This is a genomic window from Marinobacter nauticus ATCC 49840, assembly GCF_000284615.1.
GTDB lineage: Bacteria > Pseudomonadota > Gammaproteobacteria > Pseudomonadales > Oleiphilaceae > Marinobacter > Marinobacter nauticus.
The window spans coordinates 2,053,317-2,070,369 of the sequence record NC_017067.1; the positions used below are offsets into that span (position 1 = coordinate 2,053,317).

General features: G+C 57.8%; 15 protein-coding genes. 11 read left to right on the plus strand and 4 right to left on the minus strand.

Annotated features, from left to right (window positions below; translation table 11 throughout):
• Positions 1-152: 152 nt before the first annotated feature.
• A complete protein-coding gene (locus MARHY_RS09550; RefSeq protein ID WP_014421624.1) occupies positions 153-1,052 on the plus strand; it encodes a peptidoglycan-binding domain-containing protein in 900 nt (299 codons plus the stop codon).
• Positions 1,053-1,069: 17 nt separating this feature from the next.
• Here the strand turns inward: MARHY_RS09550 and MARHY_RS09555 are convergent, their stop codons facing one another.
• Entirely contained in the window at positions 1,070-1,651 is a 582-nt protein-coding gene (locus MARHY_RS09555) for a hypothetical protein (protein ID WP_014421625.1), read from the minus strand.
• Between the two features lie 123 nt (positions 1,652-1,774).
• Here MARHY_RS09555 and MARHY_RS09560 point away from each other — a divergent pair, with 123 nt between their 5' ends.
• The 6 genes from MARHY_RS09560 to MARHY_RS09585 all read left to right on the plus strand — a co-directional run bounded on the left by MARHY_RS09560 (position 1,775) and on the right by MARHY_RS09585 (position 7,912).
• Entirely contained in the window at positions 1,775-2,830 is a 1,056-nt protein-coding gene (locus MARHY_RS09560) for an NAD(P)-dependent alcohol dehydrogenase (RefSeq protein WP_014421626.1), read from the plus strand.
• Between the two features lie 128 nt (positions 2,831-2,958).
• The gene (locus tag MARHY_RS09565; RefSeq protein ID WP_014421627.1) at positions 2,959-3,927 is read left to right on the plus strand and encodes a beta-ketoacyl-ACP synthase III; all 969 of its coding nucleotides are present in this window, start codon (positions 2,959-2,961) and stop codon (positions 3,925-3,927) included.
• Between the two features lie 117 nt (positions 3,928-4,044).
• Positions 4,045-5,049, plus strand: coding sequence for a thiosulfate ABC transporter substrate-binding protein CysP (gene cysP / locus MARHY_RS09570; protein ID WP_014421628.1), 1,005 nt, complete (start codon positions 4,045-4,047; stop codon positions 5,047-5,049).
• Between the two features lie 9 nt (positions 5,050-5,058).
• On the plus strand, positions 5,059-5,931 hold the full coding sequence (gene cysT / locus MARHY_RS09575; protein WP_011784864.1) for a sulfate/thiosulfate ABC transporter permease CysT: 873 nt from the start codon (positions 5,059-5,061) through the stop codon (positions 5,929-5,931).
• Positions 5,932-6,789 carry a sulfate ABC transporter permease subunit CysW gene (gene cysW, locus MARHY_RS09580; RefSeq protein WP_011784863.1) on the plus strand — a complete coding sequence of 286 codons (858 nt, stop codon included), beginning with the start codon at positions 5,932-5,934 and terminating at the stop codon, positions 6,787-6,789.
• Between the two features lies 1 nt (position 6,790).
• Positions 6,791-7,912: a sulfate/molybdate ABC transporter ATP-binding protein gene (locus MARHY_RS09585; RefSeq protein ID WP_014421629.1), complete on the plus strand. Its 1,122-nt coding sequence runs from the start codon at positions 6,791-6,793 to the stop codon at positions 7,910-7,912.
• Between the two features lie 7 nt (positions 7,913-7,919).
• On the opposite strand, the gene MARHY_RS09590 is transcribed toward MARHY_RS09585, so the two are convergent.
• Together MARHY_RS09590 and MARHY_RS09595 are read right to left on the minus strand one after the other, a co-directional pair.
• The gene (locus MARHY_RS09590) at positions 7,920-10,325 is read right to left on the minus strand and encodes a YbcC family protein (protein ID WP_014421630.1); all 2,406 of its coding nucleotides are present in this window, start codon (positions 10,323-10,325) and stop codon (positions 7,920-7,922) included.
• Positions 10,322-11,935 carry an NADH-quinone oxidoreductase subunit L gene (locus MARHY_RS09595; RefSeq protein WP_014421631.1) on the minus strand — a complete coding sequence of 538 codons (1,614 nt, stop codon included), beginning with the start codon at positions 11,933-11,935 and terminating at the stop codon, positions 10,322-10,324. The genes MARHY_RS09590 and MARHY_RS09595 overlap by 4 nt, the downstream gene beginning before the upstream one ends.
• Positions 11,936-12,042: 107 nt before the next feature.
• Here MARHY_RS09595 and MARHY_RS09600 point away from each other — a divergent pair, with 107 nt between their 5' ends.
• From MARHY_RS09600 to MARHY_RS09615, 4 genes are all read left to right on the plus strand, one after another.
• On the plus strand, positions 12,043-12,951 hold the full coding sequence (locus MARHY_RS09600; RefSeq protein ID WP_014421632.1) for a LysR family transcriptional regulator: 909 nt from the start codon (positions 12,043-12,045) through the stop codon (positions 12,949-12,951).
• Positions 12,952-13,018: 67 nt separating this feature from the next.
• Complete coding sequence (locus MARHY_RS09605) at positions 13,019-14,500, plus strand: flavin-containing monooxygenase (protein ID WP_014421633.1); 1,482 nt, start codon at positions 13,019-13,021, stop codon at positions 14,498-14,500.
• Between the two features lie 114 nt (positions 14,501-14,614).
• Positions 14,615-15,289 (plus strand): FadR/GntR family transcriptional regulator, encoded by a 675-nt coding sequence (locus tag MARHY_RS09610; protein WP_014421634.1) that lies wholly within the window; start codon positions 14,615-14,617, stop codon positions 15,287-15,289.
• Positions 15,290-15,292: 3 nt separating this feature from the next.
• The gene (locus tag MARHY_RS09615; protein WP_014421635.1) at positions 15,293-16,315 is read left to right on the plus strand and encodes a bile acid:sodium symporter family protein; all 1,023 of its coding nucleotides are present in this window, start codon (positions 15,293-15,295) and stop codon (positions 16,313-16,315) included.
• On the opposite strand, the gene MARHY_RS09620 is transcribed toward MARHY_RS09615, so the two are convergent.
• Positions 16,271-16,963 (minus strand): J domain-containing protein, encoded by a 693-nt coding sequence (locus MARHY_RS09620; protein ID WP_014421636.1) that lies wholly within the window; start codon positions 16,961-16,963, stop codon positions 16,271-16,273. The genes MARHY_RS09615 and MARHY_RS09620 overlap by 45 nt on opposite strands.
• Between the last annotated feature and the right edge of the window lie 90 nt (positions 16,964-17,053).

The following is a 17,053-nucleotide window of genomic DNA, read 5'->3' on the forward strand; positions in this document are numbered from 1 at the left end:
GACAATACCAGCAACCTCCACAACATCCTACGGGCACCTTGCGCCAACTTGTTAACCACTTCATAGGCGCAACTATTAATCCCTGATACGGTGAAGATACTCAGTAACAATATGTAAACAACAATACCAATGAGCCATTGGAGGGATTCGCCATGAAACGCTCACCGTTGCAGGGACGCTGCAAGACTACCGCGCAAGGCATGGCCCTTTTCTCAAGCATAGCCATCTGTGGCTGGGCCCAGGCTAATTCTCCAGTTCACATCGTCTTTGCTGCTGAAAATGCGCTCTATGGGTCCGGCTACGATATCGGTACGGCTGACGGTTGGATAGACGACAAACTGCGCACGGCCATTCGTCAGTACCAGTCCGATCGCCCAGAACTTTCAGCAAGTGGAAATCTGGATTCAGCCACCCTCAAATCCCTTGGTGTGGCGGCGGCTCCGACCCTGACGATCCAGAGCAATTCTGTGGCTTCCCGGTCTGCCGCTCGCGATCAGCTCGGTCTTGCCGCAAAGGTCCCGTCACCCGCCCGTTCCGTTGCCGCTATTGCACCAAAGCCCAAGCCGGAACCGGCCCCCGAAGTTCAGGAGCCTGAACCGGAAACAGTCGAGCCGGAGGTCGTGGATACTACGGAACCGCGAGAAAATCAGGTGGCGGCCGTGGAGCCGGCAGTGCAATCCGTCCCAGCAGAAGACTCTGAACTCGGCCCAAATGAAAACCTGAAAGAACAGCGTGTTACAGACCTTTCTTCATCCGTTTCCGAAAGTGGTCAAACGCCAGTCACCGAAGACCAGGAGCCGGCAGAAGTTGTCGAGGTGGTCACTGGCGATAACGAAGAACTGATCGCCCAACTGCCCACCGAGCCCACCGCAGCGGGCCCGGACGAGCCGCTCGTTGTTGAAGAAGAACCGGAACCCGTGATTGTTGATGCGCCAGTGGCAAACGCCAGCAAGCCGGTTGCTAACCAGGAAGCAAAGGCCGAACCGCGCCCACAGAGCAGCGGCGGCTTCTTCTCCTGGCTGTTTGATTTCTTCTTCGGCTGGATAGCCTGATATTGAAGGCGGCAGGCTCAGTCCTGCCGCTTCATGCGCTCCACATCGGCTTTCGCATCTCTCAGGAAGGATTCAACCGTCTCGCCGGGCAGCAGCAACTGCTGTTCAATCATTGAATCCCGCCAGTCTGATTCTTCAAAGATGCAACGATACTCGTTGGGAAATTCTACATACAGGCGCTTGAAGTACTCCCGCGCGAGCACCTTGTTGGGTTCCTTGCGGCGCGACTGCAACACCGCCATGTTGTACAGGGCACCGGCCCGGATATGATCCGGCTGACTTTCATCCTGATAGATCTTGTCCAGTCGGCCCAGCACTTCGTTCAAACCGGTTAACCGGTATTCCTTGAGAATCTCTGCCGCAGACTCCATTACCCGGTCTTCCCCGTGCCTGCACGGAGAGTTGGCGTGGTCTTCGACGTACTGATCCACCGCCCGCTCCACTTCATGGCGGTGCTTGTGGTCCTGTTTCTGCTCATACACAAAACCGGTGCCAACGCCGGTGGCAATGGTACCCGGCATACAACCGCTGACCAGGCCCGCGCCCAGCGCGATTGCGCCCGCCAGCCACACAGCTTTGAGAGATTGCGTGTTTGTCATCTGGTCATCCCTGATGGTGTGGAATACGTAGGTTACAATTGAAATGTACTGAGTAACACAAGGTAACTGTCCTGCTGCGACAGAACCGTGATCCTTGTTCTAAAACTGAAAAGGAGTGAACGAATGGCCACTACCAAAGCATACGCCGCCACTGCCCCGGATTCCGGCCTGGCCCCCTACGCCATTGATCGCCGGGAGCTCCGTGCAGACGATGTAGCGATCGAGATCGACTACTGCGGTGTCTGCCACAGTGACCTCCACACCGTTGAAAATGATTGGGGGGGATCAAAATATCCGGTTATTCCGGGCCACGAAATTGTTGGACGGGTCACCGCCGTTGGGCCAGAGGTCAGTCACTTCAAAGCCGGCGACCTGGTGGGCGTGGGCTGCATGGTAGACAGCTGTCGCAGTTGCTCCGCCTGTGACTCCGGACTGGAGCAGTACTGCATTGAAGGCTCCACCATGACCTACGGCAGCCTGGACCGCCACGATGGCTCGGTCACCCACGGCGGCTATTCCGAGCGCATTGTTGTCAGCGAACGCTTTGTGGTCCGGGTTCCGGAAAAACTCGACCCCGCCAGTGCGGCTCCCATTCTGTGCGCGGGCATCACCACCTATTCTCCACTCAAGCACTTCAAGGTCGGCAAAGGCCACAAGGTTGGCGTGCTAGGTATGGGTGGCCTCGGCCACATGGGCGTAAAATTTGCCAAAGCGCTGGGCGCCGAAGTCACTATTTTCACTCGCTCAGAAGCGAAGGTGGCGGAAGCGAAGAAGCAGGGTGCGGACCACGTTATCATCTCCACCGACAAGGAGCAGATGAAAGGCGCCGCAGATTCCTTCGATTTTCTGCTCGACACCATTCCTGTAGCCCACGACCTCAACCCGTACCTGAAGTGTCTGAAGTACGACGGCACACATATTCTCGTGGGTTTGCTCACCCCAATTGAACCCGCCCTTCAGGCTGGCCTGCTGGTGACCAAGCGCCGCGTGGTAGCCGGCTCTCTCATTGGCGGAATGCCGGAAACGCAGGAGGTTCTGGATTTCTGTGCGGAGCACGACATCACCTGTGATATCGAGATGCTGGATATCCGGAACATCAACGAAGCCTACGTGCGCATGAAGAAAGGCGATGTGAAGTACCGCTTCGTCATTGATATGAAAACGTTGAAAGAAGGCTAATATCCCACCCCTTGCCCGGGCGCCCAATGTGTCGCCCGGGCAGTCTTTGACAATCCGCTAATAACCAATCCGGTTGCAAAGGTTTAGCATGGGTCTATCGTTACCCTATAAACCCCTGGAAATTGTCCATGACCTTTGCACGCATTGCCGGAACCGGTTCCTATCTGCCGGATAACATCGTTACCAATCGCGACCTGGAACAGAAGGTGGAGACCTCTGATCAGTGGATCCGCGAACGCACTGGTATCGAACAGCGGCATATTGCCCTGCCCGGACAAAGCACGGTAGATCTTGCTGAACAAGCGGCCCTGAACGCCATTGAGGCCGCCGGCATTGAAACCACCGATATTGATCTGATTGTTTTTGCCACCACCACGCCGGACAAGGTGTTCCCCAGTTGCGCCTGTATCCTGCAGGCCCGGCTCGGCATTCAGGGCTGCCCCGCCTTTGATATTCAGGCCGTGTGCAGCGGTTTCGTCTATGCGCTGGCCACTGCCGAGAAGTTCATCCGTACCGGTTCGAGCAAAAAAGCGCTGGTGATCGGCGCGGAGGTATTCTCCCGCATCCTTAACTGGGAAGATCGTACCACCTGCGTGCTTTTTGGCGACGGCGCCGGCGCCGTCGTGCTGGAGGCCAGTGAGGAGACCGGCATTCTGTCTACACACCTGCACGCCGATGGACGGTATGAAGAGTTGCTGCACGTCCCCTGTGGCATCGCCAACGATTTTGAGGCTGTAAAAGCCGGCCAGGCGTTTGTGGAGATGAAAGGCAACGAAGTCTTCAAGGTGGCAGTGAATACCCTCGGCCGGATTGTCGATGAAACCCTGGAAGCGAACCAGATGCAGAAATCCGATATCGACTGGCTGGTTCCGCATCAGGCCAACCTGCGAATTATCGCAGCCACGGCCCGCAAACTGGACATGCCGATGGATCAGGTGGTGGTAACCGTCAACCGCCACGGCAACACCTCGGCGGCCTCCATCCCGTTGGCGCTTGATGAAGCTGTCCGCGATGGGCGAATCCAGCGTGGGCAGGTTGTTCTGCTGGAGGCCTTTGGCGGCGGCTTCACCTGGGGCTCGGCACTGCTACGCTATTAATTGCTGACGCTTATATGCCAAACAAGCCTTTCAATATTTATTTTTAATATTTTTCGTTCTTAAAACCTTTTGTTAGATTGCTCCTCAGATTAGAACCATCATTCTGAGGAGCTCGTTATGAAGCAACTGTTCAAGGGAATCGCGCTCGGCGCCGCCCTGCTCTCCGCCCAACCGGTACTGGCTGCAGACCGGGAGCTGCTCAACACCTCTTACGACATCGCCCGCGAACTGTTCGCTGCCTACAACGAAGAGTTTAAAAAGCACTGGAAGGAAAAGACCGGTGAAACGGTCGAAATCAAACAGTCCCACGCAGGTTCATCCAAGCAGGCGCAGGCCATTATCCAGGGCCTGAAAGCCGATGTTGCAACGTTTAACCAGGTGACCGACATCGACATCCTGCACCAGCGCGGTCGTCTGATTCCTGAAGACTGGGCCGATCGCCTGCCGAACAACAGCTCGCCTTATTACTCAACCATGGCGTTCCTGGTACGCGAGGGTAACCCAAAGAATATCGAGAACTGGGACGATCTTGTTCGCGAAGACGTTCAACTGGTGATGCCGAACCCTAAGACCTCTGGAAACGGCCGTTACACCTACCTTGCCGCTCTGGGCTACGCCCAGGACCAGTTTGGCGACGATCAGGAAAAAATTGATCAGTTCATGGCGGACCTGCTCGGTCAGGTACGCGTTTTTGACAGCGGCGGTCGTGGTGCCACCACCACATTCGTTGAGCGCGGCATTGGCGATGTCCTGCTGACCTTCGAGTCGGAGGTTCTGAACATTGCAGACCGTTTCGAGAACGGTGAATACGTGGCTGTCACGCCGAAGGTAAGCTTCTTGGCTGAATTCCCGGTGACGTGGATTGACGACTACGTTGAACAGAATGGCACCGCCGAGCTGGCCAAGGAGTACCTGGAGCACCTCTATACCGAAGACTCCCAGCGCCTGCTGGCAGGCTTCAACTACCGTGTTCACAACGACGCCGTGAAAGCCGAGAATGCCGATCGCTTCCCGGAACTGAAACTGCTGTCCATCGAAGAGATTGCCGGTGGCTGGGAAAACGCCATGAGTACCCATTTCAGCAGTGGCGGCAAACTGGACCAGTTGCAGCGGCGCCGGTAAGAACAAGCCATGCCCACCTCCGCTCAAGCAGGCGTCGCCCCCGTGCGGCGCCTTGGTCGTCGTAACAAACGGGTATTGCCGGGGTTCGGTCTGAGCCTCGGCATTTCGCTGTTTTTTGTCAGCCTGGTTTTGCTGCTGCCGATGACCGGCCTGGTCGTCGAGACCTCCGGTATGACCTGGGACCAATTCTGGTTCACCATCACCGATCCGCGCGTGGTGGAGTCCTACAAGGTTACCTTATGGACGGCCCTTGCAGCGTCACTGTTCAATGGCCTGTTCGGGTTGCTGTTGGCCTGGGTGCTGGTGCGCTATGAGTTTCCGGGCAAGCGTATTGTCGACGCCGTGGTCGACCTGCCCTTTGCCTTGCCGACTGCTGTCGCCGGCATCACCCTGGCAACGTTGTTTTCCCAGAATGGCTGGTACGGCCAATGGCTGGCCAAAATCGGTGTAGAGGTTGCGTTTACGCCGCTGGGCATCGTGGTGGCCATGGCTTTCACCAGTATCCCGTTTGTGGTGCGTACAGTGCAGCCGGTGCTTGAAGAGCTGTCGCCAGCCGATGAAGAAGCCGCCGTTAGTTTGGGAGCGTCTGACGGGCGCGTGTTCCGCAAGGTTATATTCCCATCACTCTGGCCCGCCCTGGTAACTGGAATCGCGTTGTCCTTCACGCGGAGCCTGGGCGAATTTGGTGCGATTATCTTTATCGCCGGCAACACGCCCTACGTCAGCGAAGTCACCAGCCTGATGATCTTCATCCGTCTGCAGGAGTATGACTACGCGGCCGCCAGTGCCATTGCCTCGCTGGTATTGCTGGCGTCGCTGATTCTGCTGTTCTCCATCAACCTCTGGCAGGGTCGCTACCTGCGCAGGCTGGAGGGTCGATAGATGGCTGCGCAAAACCGCCGTATTGGTGACCAACCCTGGGTGCGCCGCAGCCTGATCGGGCTGGCCCTCGCAATTACTCTGATCATGCTGGTGATTCCCGTAGTGGTGATCTTTACGCAGGCGCTGAGCACAGGCTGGAGCGCTTTTGCCGGCAATGTCCTGGATGAATACACCCTGGATGCCATCGGCCTGACTCTGTTTGTGGCCGCACTCACGGTGCCGCTTAACCTGGTTTTCGGGACAGCCCTCGCCTGGTCGGTTACTCGGTTCCGTTTTCCCGGGCGCAAGCTGTTGATCACCCTGATCGATATTCCATTTGCGGTATCACCGGTTGTTGCCGGTCTGCTGTACCTGCTGCTCTATGGCCGGAACGGCTGGCTGGGCAGTTGGCTGAGCAACTACGACGTTCAGTTGATGTTCTCCTGGCCCGGCATCGTGATGGTCACCGTATTCGTAACCTGTCCGTTTGTGGCCAGGGAGCTGATCCCCTTGATGCAGCAACAAGGCAGCGAGGAGGAAGAAGCCGGCGTGGTGCTGGGCGCTTCCGGCTGGCGGATTTTTCGCAAAATCACACTGCCTAATATCAAGTGGGCATTGATCTACGGTGTGGTGCTGACCAACGCCCGGGCTGTAGGTGAGTTCGGTGCGGTCTCGGTGGTATCCGGCAATGTTCGCGGAGAAACCAATACCTTACCGCTGCATGTTGAACTGCTTTATCAGGATTACAACATTGTCGGGGCCTTTGCCAGTGCTTCACTGCTGGCCGGTATCGCCATCCTGACACTGATTGCAAAAGCATTTGTCGAATGGCGTCAGTCCCGAGCTGAACACGCGACGCCCGAAGAAGGAGGTGCGTGACATGAGTATCACCATTGACCAGATCAACAAGCACTTCGGCGGCTTTCAAGCGCTGAAGAATGTCTCTCTGGATATTCCCGAAGGCCAGCTCACCGCCCTTCTCGGCCCCTCTGGCTCCGGCAAAACCACCTTACTCCGGATTATTGCCGGACTGGAGTCTTCGGATTCCGGCCGCATCCTGTTCGGTGGTGACGATGTCAGCCAGTTACACGTTCGCGACCGCAACATCGGGTTTGTGTTTCAGCATTACGCCCTGTTCCGGCACCTGACCGTTGCCGAGAACATCGCGTTCGGCCTGGAGTCGCTCCCCAAAAAGCAGCGCCCCTCAAAGCCGGAAATCCGCCAACGGGTGGCCAAGCTGCTGGAGATGATTCAGTTGCCCGAACTGGCCAAACGCTATCCGGCACAGCTGTCTGGTGGGCAGAAACAGCGTGTTGCTCTGGCTCGCGCGCTGGCAACTCAGCCTCGTATTCTGCTGCTGGATGAGCCCTTCGGCGCCCTGGATGCCAAAGTCCGAAAGGATTTGCGCCGCTGGCTTCGCGCGTTACACGACGAGTACCACTTCACCAGCATTTTCGTGACCCACGATCAGGAAGAAGCGCTGGAGCTGTCAGACCAGGTGGTGGTTATGAGCCAGGGTCAGGTGGAACAGGTGAATTCACCGACTGGACTGTATGCCCGGCCAGAAAGCCGGTTCGTCTTCGACTTCCTGGGCCACGTCAACGTGTTGTCGGGTTTGGTGAAAGGTCAGAAACTGGTTCAGGGCGATGCCTGGGTATCCCTGCCGGGGATTCGCCAGGATCAGGAAGCCCAGCTCTACCTGCGCCCCCACGAAGTTCAGCTGTCCCGATCCCCCGCGGCCAAGGCCCGCCTGCCCCTGCGCATTGAAGCCATCAGCCTGATCGGCTCGGAAGTGCGTATTGAACTTGCCCCGGAAGGCTGGCAGAGCGATGAAATCTGGGAAATCGGCATGAGCCATGCGGAGTTTGCGCGCCAGAACCCCACCCGCGGTGAACTCTGGTACGCGGTACCCGACGTTGGCCACCTCTTTGTCGCCGACAGCGTTCAACCGAGAACGATCGACTGGCAATACACCGAGGCAGCCAACGCCAGCAATATGTGATCGGCGGTCAGGTGGTTACCCACCTGCCGTCTTCGTAACGCAGCGTTTGGTCGCCCTCCACTCGGTGCAGCCAGAGCCAGCGGTTTTCCACCAGAGCCCGGACATCCGCGTTACCCCGGATCACCGCTTCAATGCGTTCCGCCGGTGCATCGATCACCACCGCAAGGCGCATTGGCTCGTGGCGCCAGTGCTCACCGTCGAATACTGACTGCAACGGAAGTCCGATCTTGAGATCGACACCATTGCCCTCGATGACACCCAGGTTGCCGCCAACCACCGAGTGCAGCAGTTTGTTGCCGGCGCCGAAGATATCCGGCCTCGCAACGGAACCGAAATACTGCAGATTAATCCAGTTTGCCACCACCATGGGCGCAGACATCAGCAGGGTCAGAACCTCTCCGGACGGGTCCTGCGACGGATCATAGTCGTGCAGGAAGCAACGCCCTCCGAGATCCAGTGAGCGAGTAAGTGAACGCGGGCCGATCACCATCCCGGCATTGTTGGCCAGGCCCCACTCAGGCCGCACTTCCGCCCAGTTGCGAGTCCGGCGTTTGAGTTCGGCAAGCAGGTCATCATCGCTCTTGCCATTAAGCCCAAGACTGGTGGCTCTTTCTCTGCGACAGGCCTGGCCAGCAGCCTCAAGCTTCTCAACCAGCGTATTAAATACCCGCTGATGGCTGTCGGGCACCTGGTCCCGCCCGTAAATGGTTATTCTGTCCGTGATCGTGCAATGCTCAGCCGCCAGGGCAATGGTGCTCTCGGGCATAACAATGCCACGCTCTGCCAGGCCCGCCCTCACCTGCCGGTCATTCAGCAGCTCGGCAGCCACTCTGGCATTTACCCCTCCATTTTTGCCGCCACAGGCTCCGCAGGCCAGACCAGCTTCGTTGGGGTTGTTGTCCGTATGGGCACCATGGCCCACCAGCAACAACACGCTGGCGAAGCCTTTGGTCAGGGACATCGCCCGCAAAAGCCCTTCCGCCAGATTTACCCGCTCAGGATCTGACAAAGGATAGCCGTCCACGCAGTGGTGGAGCCTGCCGGGTTCCACCGCCTCTGCTTTTGCAGAGTTTCTGTTCAGGCTGTCGCGAACCAGCTTCCAGGCCCAGGCAAGGCCAGTGGTTTCCACCAGTGTGAATGTAGACAGGCTGGAGTATTTGGCCCGGCGTACGGACTCCCGAACCTGTTCGCGGCTGTCCAGTTTCCGGTCCAGCTCCCGGTCTTCTGACGGACTGCCCAGGGTTTCCGAGTACCGATACACCGGCGCCAGCAGACCTGGCAGCCGGGCGTCGTCATCGGTTGGACCATGCCTGTGGTGAACAATGGGCATGCCGAAAAAACCCGCCACTCCCAGCGTTCTGATTTCAGGGTATACCTTCTCCAGCTGTCGACGAATGACTTCAGACCTTACGTCTATGCAGAAGGCGGCCTGCACTTCAGCCACAGTATCCGGTTCCGCCACTGGGCTCCGCTCACCGGAGCGGATATCGTCGAGGAAACGGGACTGCCAGGCCAGCTCATAGGCGCGATGCCATATCCAGAGCGCCTGTTCATTAGCGGACGCCGGCGCCAGATCGAACGCATTGACGTAACGATTCTGCCAGCTCTCTCGCTCTGCCTCAGTCATATTGATCAGCGCATGGGCCTCATGAATGAGCCAGATGGTCGCCAATTGCGCGCAGAAGTGTTCGGTACCGCTTTCATGAGGATCGCCCAGTGCTGCTCGCCAGTCCACACCTCTGCACCAGGATGCCCAGCCCAGCAAATGGCCGAGCAGGTGGTGGATCACCAGGGGCAGTTGGCGCCTGCTGTAAGGCAGCTCACGAGCTACCGTTGCAGCGGCTTCCTGCCAGTCAGGCTTCAGCAACATTTCCATGCTGGCTTTCCGGGCCAGTGAGCGTCCGGACTGACTAAGCCAGAACTGATACAGATCCTGTTTTGTACCAGAAACCCGCCAGCGATTCTGACGCAGGTCGAAGTAGCGCGCACAGGCGCGTCCGATCTCTTCCCGGACCTCCTCGAGGGACGGTTCCTGTTGACCACGGCGGGTGTAACCAAGAGCCGACACAAACCCGGGCTGATTTGATGCCGCCCCGGAAAGCTGGGCCAGGAGCGCCTGGCTATCATCTTTCAAGCCCGCTTCGCGGGCAGCTTCCTCAAGGTGCGGACGCTGAATACGACCGCCATCCCAGGCTTCCCGGTAGAAAGCCGGAGGCATCAACAACCCTGCCCCGAACAGGTTGTCCAGTTCCCGGGAAACCTTTTCGACAGGTCCAGTCCTGCTGCCCCACCAGGGGTTAACTGCGATCCAGCGATCTAACGGCCAGATGGGCGCAATTCGTTCGCAGGCTTCATTAACAAGCTCCGGAATAACCTGTTCACAGGAAGCAGAATACGTAACAGGTGCGTTCATGATCTTTCTCCAGTCAGAGCCCTGTGCCGCAGTCGCATGTCGGCCGGTTTACCGTGAGCATTGAGCCAGGTTTGTGCCCATCGGCGGGTAAGCTTTTCGAAAGGCTTGTCGAGATAGAGTCCTTGGCTGAAGTGCCAGTGGAGCTTCTGCGCCACCACGCCCTGCGGGCGGGCGAATAGCAACAGCGACAACACAAACAGCACGGCCAGAACTACCCAGGCGAACCACTCCGCGCCAACCGGCAAGGCTGTGTGCGCGATCTGAGGCAAAGCGGTGCTCAGCAGCCAGTTAAGCACCCCGTACAGGGGGACCAGAGCAACGGCCAGCAGCAACACGACGACACGGGCGCCTTTTTGGCTTGCTCCCGGTGTACCCAGAACGGCAGCGCCAACCGCGAACACCAGCAAGGCCGCCAGTACCGGCTTGTGGGCCACCAGTTGTGGGGCCTGCCACAGCAGGGCGGTGGCCAGGCCAGAGGCCAGCAGAGCGAGACCGGCTTGCGACTTGCTGATTTGCTCTGAAAACGCAATCCGGGAGACTTTGACGGTACGGCCAACGGCCAGGAACGAGTGCGCCTTGTACAGGGAGTGAGCCAGCAGGTGCAGTAGTGCCAGCGTGTAGGCGCCCAGCGCAATCTCGAACAGCATGAAGCCCATCTGGGCATTGGTGGACCAGACCAGGCCATGTTTCGCTGAATTCTGGGTCATCATGGTGAACACGGCGACGATGGCGGTTGCCCCGCCAACAACCAGCAGGATCATGTGCCCTGCCGTGAAGCCTTCAAACACCGGGAACAGTCGCAGCCAAAGGAAACCGCCCAGGTTAACTACGCCCGCATGCAGAAGTGCTGACACAGGGGTGGGAGCTTCCATCACCCGGATCAGCCAACCGTGGAACGGGAGCTGGGCACATTTAAGCGCAGCAGCCACCGCCAGCAACACAGAAGCGATGGTCAGCGACTGCGATTCACGGCCCAGGTGTTCGCCCAAAGCATAGATTTCAGGGATGCGGAAGCTGCCGTAGTGATTCCAGATTAACAGTACGGCTGCCAGAATGGCGGCATCACCAAGCCGGCTGGCAATAAATTTCTGAGCTGCCGCGAGGCGAGCCTGTGGCCGTTCTGCGTACAACGTCAGCAGCTGGTGCAATGAGAGGCTTACCCCCACCCAGGCACCGGCCAGCACCAGCAAGTGATCGGTAAACACCAGCACCAGTACACTGACCACTGTAGTGAGGAACCAGGGCAAAAACGAATTATAAGCCGGGTCGCCACGCAGGTAGTCCCGGGTATAGCGAAGAATGACCCAGGCAATGAAACAGACCATCATCGCCATCCATACCGCCAATCCGTCCGGGTACAGCCCCAGTCGAATGCCGAGCTCCGGCAGACCGGTATCGAACACCAGCCGGTCAAACAACAGGACTGCACCAATCGTGGCGGTTGCCAGCAGCAACAGCCTGAAACCGCTTTCCGCCAGGCGCCAGCAATGAGCCAGTTTGAGAGGGTTTTTCGTCCAGTTGGCGAATCCAGCCAGCGCCAGCAGGGCAACAGGCAGGGCCAGCCAGGCCATCAACAGCACGAGCGAAGCAGTCGTGGTAAGTGTTGTCATGTTCGGCTCCTTCAGGTTCACGCCTACTTTGCCGTTAATGCACTCATACATAAAATGGTTTATAAAGATTAAATCGTTCACTTTTAAAGAACAGACAAGAGACCACCATGCGTCTGAACTACCATCACCTCTTCTATTTCTGGACTGTAGCTCGAACCGGACACCTCACCCGGGCAGCCGAATCACTGCATATCTCACAGTCCGCATTGTCCGGCCAGATACGAAAGCTGGAGGAAAGCCTTGGCTACGATCTTTTTGTCCGGGAGGGGCGGCGACTGCGACTATCGGAGGCCGGGCGGGTAGCCTTTACCTACGCTGAGGAGATTTTCCGCCAGGGGGAGGAACTGGAGGCGCTGTTTCGTACCGGGCGTCAGGCCAACCGGGAAACTCTGAAAGTCGGTGCGGTCGCAACCCTCTCCAGAAACTTTCAGGAAGGCTTCCTGCGGCCCCTGCTGGGACGAAAAGATCTGGAGCTCAAGCTGCAAAGCGGGAGCCTTGACGACCTTCTTCGCCGTTTATCAGCGCACCGACTCGATCTCATTCTGTCGAATCAGCCAGTACAAGGTGACGAAGAAACGCCCTGGCGCTCACGCCGTATAGCCCGCCAGTCGGTCAGCGTAATCGGGCCACCGGGCAGCCAGGATGCCCCCGGGTTTCCCGATATTCTGCGCGACCGACCTCTGATTCTGCCCGGGCCTGACAACAACATCCGGCAGGCCTTCGATCAGCTCTGTGATCACCACCACATTCACCCTGTAATCATCGCTGAAGTTGACGACATGGCCATGATGCGTTTGCTGACCCGGGACAGCGGCCACTACGCCATACTGCCGCCGGTGGTGGTCCGGGATGAGTTGAGAAACGGCGAGTTGAAAGACTACGGCGCCCTGCCCGGCGTATTCGAGGAGTTTTACGCCATTCGTATCCGGCGCCAGTTTGAGTCGCCGGTATTGCGGGAGTTGATGGCTCAGAAAGCCGAGGAGTTACTGACCTTTTCGGACAATCAATCTGGTTGATTCGGCCTATGTATTACACAAACGGGCCGTTATAGTCGTTGGTGTACAACAATAACAAGGATTATCCATGGTCCACGCTCGCACCCGAAAACCCTCTGTTCTCATTATCGGTACCGGATTCGGCGGAATCGGTATGGCCATCAAACTCAAACAGGCAGGATTTACGGACCTGACTCTGCTGGAAAAGGCCGGCGGTGTGGGCGGAACCTGGCGTGACAACACATACCCCGGCGCAGCCTGCGATGTTCAGTCCCACCTCTACTCCTACTCGTTCGAGCCCAAACACGACTGGAGCCGGAAATTCGGAGCTCAGCCTGAAATCCTCGAATACATGGAAGCCTGTGTTACCAAATACCAACTGGAGCCTCACATCCAGTTCAATCAGGCGGTAACGTCCGCAGCATTTGACGATCACAGCAACCAGTGGCGCGTGGTGACCGAAACCGGCGACACATTCAACGCCGACGTGTTAATCACCGCCACTGGCCAGTTGAACCGGCCAGCCATGCCGAACATTCCGGGGCTCGAGACCTTCCGGGGCGCCTGCTTTCATTCCGCCCGATGGCAGCACCACACCGAGCTTCGCAACAAGCGCGTTGCGGTAATAGGAACCGGCGCCAGCGCGATTCAGTTTGTGCCGGAAATTACGCCACTGGTCGGGCAACTGGACCTTTACCAGCGCTCAGCCGCCTGGGTATTGCCCAAGCCGGACCGGCCGTTTCACCAGTTTGAGCAAGCACTGTTTAAAAAGCTGCCACTGTGGGACCGCCTCTACCGGGGCCTCATCTACTGGAAGAACGAATCCCGGGCTCTGGCATTTACCCGTTTCTCGTGGATTCTGGATCTGTTCGCCCACCAGGCCCGGAAAGAAGCCCGCCGCTGGGTAACAGACCCGGATAAGCTCCACCATTTGATTCCCGATTACCGCATTGGCTGCAAGCGAATCCTTATATCCAATGATTGGTACCGAGCGGTCAATCAGCCCCACGTGAACTTGCTCACAGACGGCATCGCCCGAATAGACGAGACCGGGATTGTGTCTGAAACAGGCGAGCACCGGCCTGCCGACATCATCATCTTCGGTACTGGCTTCCGGGCCAGCGAGTTTCTCTCGCCCATCCACATTGCCGGCCGTGAGGGTCTGACGCTGAATGACGCATGGTCCAACGGCAGCAAAGCTTTCAAAGGCATCTCAGTCAGTGGATTCCCCAATCTCTTCATGCTCTATGGCCCGAATACCAACCTGGCACACAATTCGATTCTGTTCATGCTCGAATCTCAGTACCGGTACGTGTTAAGTGCCCTGGACGCCCTCTCCCGCTATCCCGGCGCGGCCATGGATGTACGGGAGGATCGCCAGAGCCGATACTGCCAGGTGGTCCAGCGCGGGCTGGAAGGCAGTGTATGGGATGCTGGTTGCAGCTCCTGGTACCTGGACGAGCATGGGCGAAACACCGTGAACTGGCCCGGCTTCACCTTCAGTTACCGGTTTGCGACCCGGTCAGTGGATACCGCGGACTACCAGTTTCTTGACCCGGTGAAAGGCTAAGCCCAGCAGCACGGAACCGCCCCGCCGAGGTCTCTCATGAGTTTTCTAAGCCAGGGTTGAATCAGGCACTTAAACATAGGATGATTGGATCACCATATAGAGGGATGATCCATTATGCTGACACCAATCCGCAAAGGTTCGCTGGTCGAAACCGCCATTGAAAGTCTCCGGAAAACGATTGAGAGCGGGGAATGGCCGGTAGGTACTCGCTTACCCGTTGAGGCAGAGCTCTCCGAGGCTTTAGGGATCAGTCGCAATACAATCCGCGAAGCCGTAAGGGTTCTGGTGCACGTTGGCATGCTGGAAACCCGACAGGGAGACGGGACCTACGTGCGCGCAAACAGGGACGCCGGAGAAACACTTAGGAGAATTGCCCGAAGCCGACTGGCAGAACAGATTGAGGTCCGGATTACGCTGGAGACGGAAGCGGCGCGCCTGGCAGCGAGGCGCCGCAACGAAGCGGATCTTAAAGCCATGACCGAGGCCCTGGATGCGCGAGCGGCGGCCGGAGAGGTCATTGCCGAACGTATACGGCACGACGAGCGGTTTCATCACTCGTTGGTACGAGCATCTCACAATTCTGCGCTGATTGAGCTCTACGACTATTTCTCTCACGCGGTTAGCCAGACCATCGAGCGAACCGAAATGGATTCAGATCTCCCTGAACCCAGCCAGGAAGACCACGAACTGCTGTTGGCAGCCATTCGCCGGAAAGATTCCGATAAAGCGGAGGCACTATCGAGGGCGCTTCTGACACCAAGCCTCAATGCCCTCAGTGGTAAGGAGTAAGTTGTGAAATTCCGGATAGACACCTTTACCCTGCTGTTACTTGGCGCCATTGTTCTCGCCTCGTTCCTGCCGGTAACGGGACAGGCGGCAGAAGCGCTCGGCACCGCAGGTACCATCGCGGTGGCCTTACTGTTTTTCTTTCATGGCGCAGCCCTGTCCAGACAGCAGATCATCGACGGCGCCACCCATTGGCGGCTGCACATCCTGATTACCGCCCTCACCTTCGTGTTTTTCCCCCTTGCCGTACTGCCGGTCAATGAACTGAGCACTATTGCGCCCAAGTGGATGCCCAAAGACCTGGGGCTGGGTTTTCTGTATCTGGGCGTGCTTCCATCCGCTGTATCTTCTTCGATTGCCTACACCGCCATGGCCCGGGGCAACGTACCGGCTGCCATCTGCAGTGCGGCCGCATCCAATGTGTTCGGCATGATGCTGACACCGTTTTTGTTGCTGCTCCTGGTATCCACCTCGGGCGCCGGAGAGTTCTCGGTTGCCGAGGCACTGAAAGACATCGTACTTCAGCTACTGCTGCCATTTGCGATTGGCCATGCCCTGCGCCCCTGGCTCGGCGGCTACCTGTCACGCAATGAGTCACTGATGGCGCGCTATGACCAGTGTGTGATCTGGGTCATCGTATACTCCGCCTTCTCTCACTCCGTGGTTAGCGGGTTGTGGCAGAACCTTCCGGTACAGGCCATCGTCCTGGCGATTCTGATCTGCTTCGGCTTGTTGGGGCTGTTTATGCTGATCGCTCGATTGATGGTGCGAAAGCTGGGGTTCAGTCTGGAGGATGAAGCCGCGGTGGTTTTCTGTGGTTCCAAGAAGAGCCTGGCATCTGGCTTGCCGATGGCCAAAGTGCTTTTCTCTGGCCATCCGGGGTTTGGCATGATCGTGTTGCCGATTATGTGCTACAACCAGATCCAGGTGATTGTCGGGGCCATTCTTGCGCAGAAGTATCGTGAGAAAATTCAACAGGCAAAATCAGCCCCCGCCCATGCCTCCGAAAATGGTTGCCAGAATCGCTAAACCCACAATCCAGCCAATAACCGCCGGCCAGAAATTGACCATCTGTGGAGGCTGGTCGGCGGAATCGCTTTCCCCCTCCCCCATGCCTCGGCCAGATAGCATATCCGACTCCGGGTAAGTCCGTGGATCCGGTTCTTCAACAACATCTTTCAGGCTGAACCACTCGAACCAGTCCCCCAGAAAGCGCGCGACCGGAGCCGGAAGCGCGCCGTTTTCTGCCAGCGGGCGAACCTGGGGCTCCAACTGGCGACCAATCTCCCGGCGAACATCAACACGATCTGCCGGGGGTTCACACAGGATGGCCTTCCAGATAGCAACGTCCTGCTGGCGGTAATTGTCGTTCATCAACGCCCTGATCTGGATAATGACTTCCCGGGTAACCTGGGCCTCTTCGGACGTCAGCGCCCGGGAATCAGCGTCTTCATAGCGGAGTTGTCCGGAATCATTGTCTGTCGGGCTTGATGACGGGACTCCGTCCGGCGCATTGGCCGTCGATTGGGGCTCCGCGCCACCGGTCGCTTCACGGTAGGCCCGCTCCAGGGCCTGGGCCTCATCGCCTGACGCAAACTTCAACTGACGCTCGTAGGCCTGGCGTATCCGATCCTGGTCGCCAGTCGGCTCGATTCCGAGAAGATCCCAACAGTTCATACAACAGCAACTCCGATAATGGAAAATCTGTATTCTTTATGGAGACAAACGGGGCTCTCTCACTTAGGATTAGTTGAGAACCATAACAAT